Source organism: Paenibacillus turicensis (assembly GCF_050461185.1).
In the GTDB taxonomy this organism is placed as follows: domain Bacteria; phylum Bacillota; class Bacilli; order Paenibacillales; family Paenibacillaceae; genus Fontibacillus; species Fontibacillus turicensis_A.
Map to the genome: position 1 here is coordinate 83,136 of NZ_JBCMOR010000015.1, position 11,703 is coordinate 94,838.

The following is an 11,703-nucleotide window of genomic DNA, read 5'->3' on the forward strand; positions in this document are numbered from 1 at the left end:
TTGTATGTAATTGTAATTTAATCATATATATCGGCTAAACCTGCGTAAATGTAAATAAAGGTTAATTAGTATTATATTTCTATAAAAAGAGAAAAAGAGATGATTTCCCATATGGAAAACATCTCTTAACGATAATAATGACTTTATGTGATTATAAAATCGAACTCATTTTTTTACTTTTGAAGTAACTCACGAATATAAGAATCTACTTCTTTTGGATCATCTTTAGGTGCAAAACGCTTCACGACTTTGCCTTCTTGATCAATCAGGAATTTAGTGAAATTCCACTTAATCGATTTGGAGCCCAATAAACCTGGTGCTTCTGTTGTGAGATGCTGAAATAGTGGATGTGCATTTTTTCCATTTACATCTATTTTGGCATAGAGAGGGAAATTAACACCGAAGTTAAGCTCACAAGCTTGAGCGACTTGTTCATTATCCCCTGGTTCTTGGTTGGCAAACTGTCCACATGGGAACCCAAGCACAACAAAGCCTTGCTCCTTGTAATCGTCATACAACTTCTGTAGTCCTTTAAATTGAGGCGCAAGACCACATTTTGTTGCCGTATTTACAATTAACATCACTTTACCCTTATAATCCGCAAGCGTTTCCGATTGCCCTTTAATTGTTGTTACTGGAATATCGTAAATAGACATGACTCGCTCATCTCCTATTTCCTAATTGTGTTACCCTTAATTAAATTGTATTCAATTTATATTAGGAAGTCAATTTTGTTAAAGAACGCTTTACTTTGACGCTGTATGAAAGCAATGCTATAATAAAAAAAATTGCATACAATTAAATGGCAGGTGATAACAATATGGAAAATAAAAATACTTTGAAGCTAGATGATCAGCTATGTTTTGCCTTTTACGCATGTTCTAGAGAGATTATGAAGCTGTACCGCCCTATTTTACAGGATCTTAATTTAACGTATACCCAATATATTACGATGATCGCATTGTGGGAGCAGGATAATACCACGGTCAAGGATCTTGGACAACGATTATATCTTGACTCAGGTACATTAACCCCACTATTAAAAAAGCTTGAAGCAATGGGCTTAATTAAACGTACCCGAGATCAGCACGATGAACGTAACGTATTAATTACAGTGACACCTGAGGGTAGAGAGATGGAGCAAGCTGCCAATGAAATTCCTTGCAAGCTATTCCAAGATACCGAAGTAGAGCTAGAGGACGCGAAGCAATTACATGCTCAGGTTCAAAACCTACTAAGCAAAATTGGGTCTAAAAAATCTTGATAAAAGTCATTGGTATGATTGGAATCGCCGCAAATAGCCTTATCCTAACCTTTGGATTAAGTGCATTTGTGATGGGGATTGTCTTTTTTCTAATTGGTTTACCTCAAATGAAGAAAAAAAGTGTCTCCGCCTTTTTTAATAAAGATGTCGCTTATATTATGGGAACGATGGCTATCTTGGTTACCTTTCTTGTTTTGATAGGATTCTCTATTTACTTAAGCAAAGAACTACTATTTTCAAGTGCTTTATCGTCTGCACAGACATTGAGGCTTGGGAAACGATTGCTTTTTGTGATTGGTGTTGTAGTCCTGTGGGGTTTACTCTGCATGAAATGGCTACTCCCTATCGTCTTTGATCCCATTAAGCTTAGCAAGAAGCAATTAACGGTTGTATTCACAGGTATTATAAGTATGATCGTTGTAGGTGTAGATGCGGTCATGCAAAATTAATATTAAACCCAAATGATCTAGCAAAATTCTAACTTAGGATTAAGCGGACGGTCGTTTGGGTTTTTTTACATAGATTTAATACAGCTATGATGTCACCCGAATGCAGAGGGAGTACACTGACTATAATCCTAAAACCATAACTATATCCCTGCTGAACAATTTCCCGATGCAGATCAGATTATCTCGTCCTACACTCAAATTGAAATTACAAAATAGGAGGTAGCATGATGCTTCAACATGAATCTGAGGAAAAGAAAACACAGCTGCCCCTGCTCTCCTTTCAGGTTATTACAGATACCCATCTTACTCCTAGTCCTTCCCATGCATATAACGTAAATTTTGAACGTGTTCTACAGGATATTTATTCACAAGCTCCATCCAGTCATGCGATTATGCATGTTGGTGATATTACTGAGCATGGCTACAGCGAGGAATATAGGGAACTGATACGAATCATTAATAAATATCATGCCTACCTTCCTAATATTCATTACACCTTAGGCAACCATGATGTCGGAGTTGGCGACTTCCATGTTAGCTTGAAGCAATTTTTATCTTATACTCACTCCCCTGCTCCTTATTACGATCTTTGGCTAAAAGGTTATCATTTTCTCTTTCTTGGTACAGAGGAAGGATTGGAATCGTTTTGTACACTAAGTGATACGCAACTCCAATGGCTTGAGGAAAAGCTACAGGAGCAAGGGGATCACGATCAACACTTTGATCGCCATACGTTTATATTTCTTCACCAACCACTAATAAACACCGTTGCAGGCTCATCGGAAGATCAAAGCTTTTACGGCGTACAGGAAGATGAACAGCTAAGAAGCATTTTACTGAAATACCCCAATCTCATTTTATTTACAGGGCATACCCATTGGGAGATGGAATCAAAAAATACGATCTATTACGATCCCTCCTCTCCACAAGGTCCAGTTATGCTAAATGTAGCGTCCACCGCCTATTTATGGAATGATGAGCATGAGCCGGTTGTGGGTAGTCAAGGTTATTATGTAGAGGTGTATGAGGATCACATTAAAATAAAAGGAAGAGATTTTTTACGAAGAAAATGGATTCCTTCTGCACAATTTACGATTGAGATTCCAAGTGATGACCAATGTAACTCTTCGGCTTCATAGCCCTAATTCATATATTTTTCGACAATGTTCCACATGAAACTTTTTTTATCGATCAAAAACGACAAACAAACAGCCTAACTTCTCAATTAGGGATGTGTGTAACTATCCCTTATTCGTGGAGTTAGGCTGTTTGTTATTATTACTTTATAGTAAAACAGCGATAATCGCTAAAAATGCAGGAATCCCTTGCTTCACTAATATCGATTTGCTAGATGTTAATGCACCATAAATCGCAGCAATTGCAACACAAATTAAGAAAAATAAAGTAAGCTGATGACCAAAAGTAGCGTTAGGATGAACAAGCCCCCACACTAAACCAGCCGCAAGAAATCCGTTATATAAGCCTTGGTTGGCCGCTAATCCTTTCGTTTGCTTCGCAAAGTTAGGCTCTAAACCAAACACCGTTGGCCCTTTCGTTTCCCACATAAACATTTCCATAATCATAATATACACATGTTCGAGGGCAACAATTGAAACTAAAACAATCGCAAGTATTTCCATCTCATTTCCTCTTTTCCATAAATTATATAGGAATTTCGGCTATATAAAGGCGGTAGTCAGCAGGTTGTCATGTACTCATCTTAAGCTTTATCCGAAATTTCTAATTTTTAATTTGTAACTTAAAAATGCTTATCTGCATTTCAGCTACTATATATATTAACGCACAATTCCATTGTATGCAATTAAATGTTTTTAAAAAATAAATCGAACGATATTAAAAGATCTAACCAATATAGTATGTAAGGTGCAGCAAAACACCGCGCGGTGTGAAAAGAGAAGGTAGGGAGCAGATCATGGATACTGAAAAAGAACTAATTAAGTCCACGCTAGCCGGCAGTGTGGAAGCTTATCGAACACTTTATGAAATCACGGTTCAGGATGTATATCGAACGGTTCGGTTTCTTGTTACAAACCTCACAGATACCGATGATATTGTGCAAGAAATATATATTTCCGTGTACCGCTCATTGCAACACTATGATCTGACACGCCCCTTCCGCCCTTGGCTTATGGCAATTGCTATTCGACAAATCCAAACCTATCGGAGACAAAGATGGCGCCAATTTCGTCTGCTACAGAAAGCCGAAGTGAGAGAAGAAATTCAGCAAGATTTCTCTCCTGAACTAGCGGATAAAATGTCCCAGCAAGCGTTAATACATGCAGTAAACAAACTCCCTTTCAAGCTCAAGCAGGTTGTTATTTTACATTACTTGAACCAATACACTCAAGAAGAGATCGCTGAAATATTAAGTATTCCACTTGGAACTGTTAAATCACGCATACATGCAGCATTACAAAAATTAAGAAAAAAGCAAACATTACTTCCTTTAATCAGTGGAAAGGTGGAGAACTGGCATGAGTCATAATGACCTTAATCACCAATTACAAAAGGCTCTACAAGAGCATACCAAGCATTGGACAGCTCCCTCCCACCTCCAGTACCAAATTGTAAAGGAAATTTCAGCTACACAAGGAGGTAAAACAATGAAGAAGTGGCTTATTTCCGTCATCGTTACCGCTTTACTACTTATTCCTGTAGGTGCTTATGCAGGGTACCATTACTTAGCAGATACTATTTATGGCTCTAAAGAAGCCGTGTTGCAATTGGGAGGGACGGAGCAACAGTATGAAAGGTTAGAAAAGAAGCTATTAATGGCTAAGAGCGAACTTAGCCATGAAGAGTATAGTAAATTTATGACTATATTGAAGGAGTATGGTCAGTTTTATCTAAAATATGCTGATTCTAGCGGTACTATCGATCCGACAACGTGGAGCAAGCAAGAGCAAGAACGTTATACAGCTTTAACTGAGAAAATGATCCCTCTATTTGAACGATTAGAGATGTTAGATAAGCAGACAACAGCTACATCTCCTATGGATGAGTCAGCCTTTTGGGAGAAGGCTTTAAAGGAAGCCAAGGTGCAGTTTACTGAAACAGAATATAAAGATTTTAAACATATTTATGAGACGATGTGGAGCTATAAATCCACTGTAACCGATGAAAAAGATGGTTATACTCTACATTGGGATCGTTTATCAAAGGAAAAGCAAGCTGAGGTAAATGAAATAAGACCCAAGCTACTAAAATATTTAGAGCGATTAGGCTACAAAACTAAATAAATATATTTAAAAAAGAGACAGTAGCTCTCCTCAAAAGGGGGCGAGTGTCTCTTCTCTTTTTATATCTCTATTTTTTTCTATCTCATTCTGATTTTTCCCTTTTTCTGGCTATTCCTTCACTCATCTTCCCCAATCCCTCTTCCTAAGTCGTCTCCCTCTCCACTAGCCTAAAGCTTAACTCATGGAGGAGAATGGGCTCCTTCAGCAGCCGCTGTGACAAAATAAAAAAAGCATTTTCGCCTTGCAGCTTGATTGGATTGTCGATGGTAGTTATGCCAAGTGTTTTTGAAATTGCGGTGTTATCAAATCCAATAATGGCAATCTCATTTGGTATAGAAATCCCTTCTCGATGTGCCTGTGTAAACATGCCTGCGGCAACATAATCATTGGCACACAAAATCGCATCCACCTGCTCAATTTTACCTGTCGTCACTAAATCCACCATAACCTGCTCACCATCTGGAATACTATGAATATCAGAATAATAAAAATCCGACATCACGGGCAAATTATACTGTTTCATCCAAGCTTCATACGCTCTTCGTCTATTCAGAGTATTAATACTTGCACTTCGGCCAAAAGCATTGGCGATACGTCGATAGCCTTTTTGAAGTAAATGCTCTAAAGCAAGTGAATAACCTTCATACTGATCCATCGACACCCACTGAAGCTCGGGTTGATCCATGCGTTGCCATGATACGATTGGTCCATATTTCAAGTAAGTAGCGATTAAATCTGGGTTAATAGATGAATTAACAATAGCTAGTCCATCCACCCTTTTTTGTTTCAAATCATTAAAGGCCTGTAGCTCCTTTTTTTCGTCACCATATGTAATGTAAATAATACTCTGAAACCCATATCGTTCCGCTGTCTTCACAAAGCTATTTAGGAAAGGCAGCATGACCTCATTGATGACAGCCGTAATGACACCAATTTGCATCGTCCTCCCTTTAGCTAAGGAGATCGCATTCCGATTTGGCACATAATCTAGTTGCTTCATGATCTCTAAAATTTTATCTCTTGTTTGGGGATTAACATGGGGAGAGTTGTTCAGAACTCTAGATACAGTGGCTTTCGAATAACCGGAAATCTTCGCAATTTGATCTAGACTCGCCATTCTGATCCTCCTTCTGGAATAAAAACTTGACATGTAACGCGTTACATCTATTACGATGCCATTAAAGGCTTATATTCATTAGTTTACCACATTTAAAAAATATAAAGGCGGGATAACATGAGCATACAATTTCCAAAAAACTTTCTATGGGGTGGAGCTGTAGCGGCTAACCAATGTGAAGGGGCTTATGAAGAGGATGGCAAGGGCTGGTCTACACAAGATATTTCTCCACAAGGGATCGCCGGTCCAATTACAGACGTGCCTACCGAAGACAACATGAAATTAATTGGAATTGACTTTTATCATCGCTATAAAGAAGATGTTAAGTTATTTGCAGAAATGGGCTTCAAAACGTTCAGAACCTCAATCGCTTGGTCACGTATTTTCCCTAAAGGGGACGAGCTTGAGCCAAACGAAAAGGGACTACAATTTTATGATGACCTTTTTGACGAATGTTTAAAATATGGCATTGAACCACTTGTAACGATTTCTCACTATGAGACGCCATTACACTTATCTAAGGAATATAACGGCTGGGTTAACCGTGACCTCGTTGGCTTCTATGAGCGTTATGTACGTACATTGTTTACACGCTATAAAGGTAAAGTGAAATACTGGCTCACTTTTAATGAAATCAACTCTATCCTTGAAGCGCCATTTATGAGTGGTGGGATCTGGACGCCAAAAGAACAATTAAGTAAACAAGATCTTTACCAAGCTTGTCACCACGAATTTGTAGCTAGCGCGTTAGCAGTAAAAATCGGTCATGAAATTGATCCAGACGCTCAAATCGGTTGTATGGTGCTTAGCTTGCCGACGTATCCAATTACACCAAATCCTGATGATGTCATTGCAACGATGGAATATAACCATAAAAATGACTTCTTTGCTGACGTTCACGTAAGAGGTGAATATCCTGGATACATGAAACGTTATTTCAAAGAAAATAACATCAACATTCATTTCGAGCCAGGCGACGAGGAAATTTTGAAAAACACGGTTGATTTCATCTCATTTAGCTATTACGTAAGTATTTGTCAGGCTGCTGACCTAAGTAAATACAATAAAGGTGGCGGAAATATTTTTGCTGGCGTACCTAATCCGTATCTTGAAGCAAGTGAATGGGGCTGGCAAATTGACCCGAAAGGTCTACGTTATGTACTCAACTCCTTCTACGATCGTTACCAAAAACCATTATTTATCGTGGAAAATGGACTTGGTGCTGTAGATGAGCTGATTACAAATGAGAAAGGCGAAAAGACGGTTGAGGATGACTACCGTATCCAATATTTAAACGATCACCTTGTGCAAGTTGGTGAAGCGATTGCGGATGGCGTAGAAGTAATGGGCTACACGCCTTGGGGTTGTATCGACCTTGTTAGTGCTTCCACTGCACAGCTTAAAAAGCGTTATGGCTTCATCTACGTAGATCGTCACGATGACGGCTCAGGCACACTAGAAAGATACCGTAAAAAATCGTTCCACTGGTACAAAGAAGTAATTAGTACAAACGGGGAAAGCTTGAAGCGTTAAGATAAATTAAGGTAAAGTCGGAATGCACTAATTCTTCTTCAGTTTGAGCTAATTCATTTTAGTGTGGAAGATTGTATTAGTTCCGTATAGCCTATAAAACAAAAACTAGACCTCGAAATTAACGAGTATCGTAATTTCGAGGTCTAATTGTGTTAATTACTTGGCTTTGGGCGGTTACGTGCGCCATCAAATCCGCCTTTCCCACCGCCACCAAAGCCACCCATACCAGATCGTGCTGTCGTTACATTTGACTCATTTACCCAAGTCACATTGCTTGTTGACTGGAAGGCAACAAATTTAGTACCGCCACTATACGTTCCACCTGTATACAATCCATCCACTGCTTTACCTGTGGAGGTTCCACCTGAATAGACAATGTAAGAGCCATCCTTAGTAAGATTCGGGGAGCTAATAACTACATTTTGATAGTTTTTAGCTGGTGCAAATGTAACAATGTTAGTACCCTTACTGTCCTGAACATGAACGAGTGTTCCAGCTTTTTGTGTTTCAGGGAAGGTCATGACTAGCGTATTTTGCGTCGAAGTATCAGATGTACCCTGTGCCATGCCTGAGCTTCCTGCTGCTATCAAATATCCGCCACTGATCACAAATGTCCCATCATAATCCAGTGCACCGTTACCACTAGCTGTTGGGCCATTTACAATAACCGTTCCACCTGTCATCGTTATGGAGCCATTAGAGTCCAAACCATCCCCATCAGCATTCACAGTGAGAAAACCTCCATTAATGCGAAGCTCGTTATTGCTGGAGGATCTACCAGGTATTCCCTTTGAACCACGGCTTTGCTGATTAGCATTTGTATCTTTGGCAGCTGTGTCAGTTGTCGAAGTGCTTGTTGTGTCAGTGGTTGCTTTGCTTGTATTCGTAGTAGAAGTGCTGCCACTTGCGGCTTTAGCCGTTGTGCTAGCTGTTGTGTCACTCGTTGTTGCCTCATCACCAGCCGCATTTACACCATCATCTGAGGATGTCACATCAACGTCTCCATCATTTAAAGTAATGATTGCTCCTTCAAGTCCTTCGTAACTTTTGGTGATTTTAATTGTTCCACCGTTAATCGTTAACGCTTGATCAGCATGAATACCGTCATCACCAGACTGAATGGTGAAGGTGCCCCCATTTACTGTCACATTGCTGTTGCTATGCAAGGAATCGTCCATTGAATCAATGGTATACGTCCCACCATTCACAGTAAGCTCCGTTCCTGCTTTAAGTGCCTTTGCACTAGTAGATTCTTCTTCTGTTGTAGCCACTGCATTGTCTGTATCAGCTTTGGAATCAGACCCTTTCTTTGTGCTAGTAGAAGCAGAAGGAGTTGATGTAGTTGAATGTGTTGTTGTGCTACTAGTATTCATGTTCGCTGGAGGTGTAGTTCCATCCATTGGACCACCACGATCAATGCCACCGCGATCTCCACCAAAGCCCATGCGCCCGCCAAAACCTTTTTCAACTTTATCTGGTGCATTTACGCTTCCGCCAGCAGTCTCAATATTAAAAATGCCACCATCCATGACCAGTGTAGTCTCTGCTTGAATACCGTCGCTACCACTAACTATGTCGAAGGTTCCGTCTGCAATGGCAACAAATCCTTTATTGATATCCTTATCATTGTTGGATTTAATCCCATCACCTGCTGCATCGATTTTAATCGTTCCTGTCTGAATCGCAACCATGTCTTTACCTTTGATGCCATCATCGGCTGCCTTGACACTAATAGAACCACTAATGATTTTCAGATCATCCTTACTTGTAATCCCTTCATTATAGTTCCCTGTAACGGTCAATTGGCCTGCACCATTAAATGTAAGATCAGCTTTGCTGAAGATGGCCGCATCCGGCTCATCGGTATTTTTATCAGCATATACATAAGTTTTGCCATCAGAGACGAAGTTCTTAGTCCCCTTTTCAAGCGTAATTACTGCTTTGCCTGCCTGTTGAATGAATATGCCCGCACTGTCATTGTCATGAATGCTTGCTCCATTTAACACAAGCTGCACCACACCTTTATTAGCCACGTTGACCACAATCTGACCATCTGTTAACTCACCGCTGAGCACATACGTACCTGCTTGCGAAATCGTGACTGAACCATTAGCAGCCTTCACATTGGAAGCACCGGCGCCTGCCGCGGTTGCTGTTTTACCGTTCAATTTGATCAAGGTGGAATCCGCTTCAGTCCAGCTTACATTGGTATCATCTGCATCCAAAGAAACCAAATCTTCATATTTCACTAACGTTGACTTACTGTCAGATGCTGTTTTGGACGTGCCTGTTGTGGAACCTGCGGCATTAGCAGCAGTGCTAGTGGTTACTGGAGCACCACATGCTGCAAGCAAGCTGGTAATCATGGCGATGGACCATAGTTTGCTACCTGTTATTTTATTATTACGCTTCGTTATATTCTTTTTCATATCTACCATTCCTCTCAATTCATATTGGGTTGATCGAACAATCAAACAATTAATTTCAAAGTAAGCTGTGGGACTTAATATTCTGGCGTTGGGCTCATCGTTAACGAGATATCGAGGTTACCATTGCGGGTGCGAATCGCATCTAGGAATTGTTTCTGATTCACGCTCTCATGAACCGTCACAATATAAACGAGTTCATACAGACTCCCAAGCTCAGTGGTTCTAATTTTTTTCAGCTCAAACGGTACGTTAAAATTATGGAATACTTCGTTTAGTGCTTCTTCATAACTCAAATTTTCAGGAATCGTAACCTTCAGTGTCTTTTGCAAACTCTTTTTCCCACCAAAATTAAAATGGTGTAATACAAACATCAGCACACACAGGATGAAAGTAAACAAAATCGAGTAACCGAAGGCTCCTACACCACATGCTAAGCCAGATGCCATCGTGAACAATACGTAAGCAATATCCTTCGGATCACCAGGTGCACTGCGAAAACGGATGATAGAGAAAGCTCCTGCCAAGCTGAATGCTCGGGCAATATTGCTACCGATAAGTAAAATGATGATGGCAACAATGACAGGCAATACAACCATCGTTAAAGTGAAGCTTTGTGAATATGTGGTCTGATTGGTTCTCATATAGGTGAAGCTAATAACAAGTCCAAGCAAAATGGCAATGCCGATAGTAATAACCGTACTACTAAAATTTAATGCGGTTCCGTCTAGGACGGAGCTAAATATTGAATCAAGCATAAATTACACGCTCTCTTTCTTGAATCGTTTTTTCTTGTTCCTGCACTCGTTTGGAATCTGCCCCTGACTCCAACTGTGTTCCTGTTGTCTGGTAATTAACATTATTTCTTTTGACCATACATCTGAATTCATTCCCGTATTTAGAGAAGCCCGTTCGATAAAGTCCGTGTTTACTAAGCAGTTGTGATAGCCAGATAGGGACGGTTTTCTCAGCCTTCACTTCCATGAGCCAGCGACCATCCTTCACCAAGGGTTCACCATAATCTCCTTGTTCTAGCTTCAGATCGTATCTGCGACTACGGATGTTGGTATCAAAAGTAATGCGGAGATCACGGTTGTCCTTATCAAACAACGCCTTACGTTCATAGGCTAAGTACACCTTCGGTTCTAAATCATATATACGAAGGAAATATTTAATCTCCTCCAGCACCTGTTTGTTCATATAATCTGCTAGTTTCGGGGCCTGCCCAGAAGAAACAAATTCATAGGCTTCCTCCAGCTTTAAGGCTGTCCTGCGTTTATTAACCAGACCAAATACTTTCTTTTTAATCTCCAGATACACTTTGGCCTTCTCTTCAGGTATGCCGTAGGATCGTAATCTCAGCTTCTCTCTGTATTTTGGTTTGGAGAGACTAGCTCGAATTAGTGAATCATGTGGTGTATCAAAATAAAGGTTACTAATAGAGTAATACTCATGTTTTTGGTTGTACGCATCAAGCTCCATGTATTTTAGTAGGTCATTATAGAAGTAGGCGTATTGCTCATCAGTTAGTAGGTACTTGCTCTCATATCGGTTAAATACTTCAATGGCCAAGATGGTTCAGTCCTTTCGAGTAAAATTTGTATGTTTTAATTCATCGTGTATTTTTTCCATGTCTGTATCTTAGAGGAGCAAC

The 11,703-nt window shown here is 39.9% G+C and carries 12 protein-coding genes; 6 read left to right on the forward strand and 6 right to left on the reverse strand.

Features of this window, described 5'->3' with window-relative positions; all coding sequences use genetic code 11:
• Nucleotides 1-173 precede the first annotated feature (173 nt).
• Nucleotides 174-656 carry a glutathione peroxidase gene (locus ABE099_RS17840; RefSeq protein ID WP_430032454.1) on the reverse strand — a complete coding sequence of 161 codons (483 nt, stop codon included), beginning with the start codon at nt 654-656 and terminating at the stop codon, nt 174-176.
• 164 nt (nt 657-820) lie between these two features.
• Between ABE099_RS17840 and ABE099_RS17845 the strand changes: the two genes are divergently transcribed.
• The 3 genes from ABE099_RS17845 to ABE099_RS17855 all read left to right on the forward strand — a co-directional run bounded on the left by ABE099_RS17845 (nt 821) and on the right by ABE099_RS17855 (nt 2,852).
• Nucleotides 821-1,264 (forward strand): MarR family winged helix-turn-helix transcriptional regulator, encoded by a 444-nt coding sequence (locus tag ABE099_RS17845; RefSeq protein WP_430032456.1) that lies wholly within the window; start codon nt 821-823, stop codon nt 1,262-1,264.
• Nucleotides 1,261-1,713 carry a hypothetical protein gene (locus ABE099_RS17850; protein WP_430032458.1) on the forward strand — a complete coding sequence of 151 codons (453 nt, stop codon included), beginning with the start codon at nt 1,261-1,263 and terminating at the stop codon, nt 1,711-1,713. Before ABE099_RS17845 ends, ABE099_RS17850 begins: the two co-directional genes overlap by 4 nt.
• A gap of 227 nt (nt 1,714-1,940) precedes the next feature.
• Nucleotides 1,941-2,852 (forward strand): metallophosphoesterase family protein, encoded by a 912-nt coding sequence (locus ABE099_RS17855; RefSeq protein WP_430032460.1) that lies wholly within the window; start codon nt 1,941-1,943, stop codon nt 2,850-2,852.
• A gap of 144 nt (nt 2,853-2,996) precedes the next feature.
• Here the strand turns inward: ABE099_RS17855 and ABE099_RS17860 are convergent, their stop codons facing one another.
• Nucleotides 2,997-3,353 (reverse strand): DUF1304 domain-containing protein, encoded by a 357-nt coding sequence (locus ABE099_RS17860; RefSeq protein ID WP_430032462.1) that lies wholly within the window; start codon nt 3,351-3,353, stop codon nt 2,997-2,999.
• Nucleotides 3,354-3,646: 293 nt separating this feature from the next.
• Between ABE099_RS17860 and ABE099_RS17865 the strand changes: the two genes are divergently transcribed.
• A complete protein-coding gene (locus ABE099_RS17865) occupies nt 3,647-4,219 on the forward strand; it encodes a sigma-70 family RNA polymerase sigma factor (protein ID WP_430032464.1) in 573 nt (190 codons plus the stop codon).
• Entirely contained in the window at nt 4,209-4,973 is a 765-nt protein-coding gene (locus ABE099_RS17870) for a DUF3600 domain-containing protein (protein WP_430032466.1), read from the forward strand. Before ABE099_RS17865 ends, ABE099_RS17870 begins: the two co-directional genes overlap by 11 nt.
• Nucleotides 4,974-5,115: 142 nt before the next feature.
• On the opposite strand, the gene ABE099_RS17875 is transcribed toward ABE099_RS17870, so the two are convergent.
• Nucleotides 5,116-6,090, reverse strand: a complete 975-nt coding sequence (locus ABE099_RS17875) for a LacI family DNA-binding transcriptional regulator (protein ID WP_430032468.1) — start codon at nt 6,088-6,090, stop codon at nt 5,116-5,118.
• A 117-nt stretch (nt 6,091-6,207) separates the two neighbouring features.
• Here ABE099_RS17875 and ABE099_RS17880 point away from each other — a divergent pair, with 117 nt between their 5' ends.
• Entirely contained in the window at nt 6,208-7,623 is a 1,416-nt protein-coding gene (locus ABE099_RS17880) for a glycoside hydrolase family 1 protein (protein ID WP_430032470.1), read from the forward strand.
• Nucleotides 7,624-7,775: 152 nt separating this feature from the next.
• Here ABE099_RS17880 and ABE099_RS17885 read toward each other — a convergent pair whose 3' ends face one another.
• From ABE099_RS17885 to ABE099_RS17895, 3 genes are all read right to left on the reverse strand, one after another.
• The gene (locus ABE099_RS17885; protein ID WP_430032472.1) at nt 7,776-10,052 is read right to left on the reverse strand and encodes a carbohydrate-binding domain-containing protein; all 2,277 of its coding nucleotides are present in this window, start codon (nt 10,050-10,052) and stop codon (nt 7,776-7,778) included.
• A 74-nt stretch (nt 10,053-10,126) separates the two neighbouring features.
• Nucleotides 10,127-10,807, reverse strand: a complete 681-nt coding sequence (locus tag ABE099_RS17890) for a DUF4956 domain-containing protein (protein ID WP_430032474.1) — start codon at nt 10,805-10,807, stop codon at nt 10,127-10,129.
• Nucleotides 10,800-11,621, reverse strand: a complete 822-nt coding sequence (locus tag ABE099_RS17895) for a polyphosphate polymerase domain-containing protein (protein ID WP_430032476.1) — start codon at nt 11,619-11,621, stop codon at nt 10,800-10,802. The genes ABE099_RS17890 and ABE099_RS17895 overlap by 8 nt, the downstream gene beginning before the upstream one ends.
• Nucleotides 11,622-11,703: the final 82 nt, after the last annotated feature.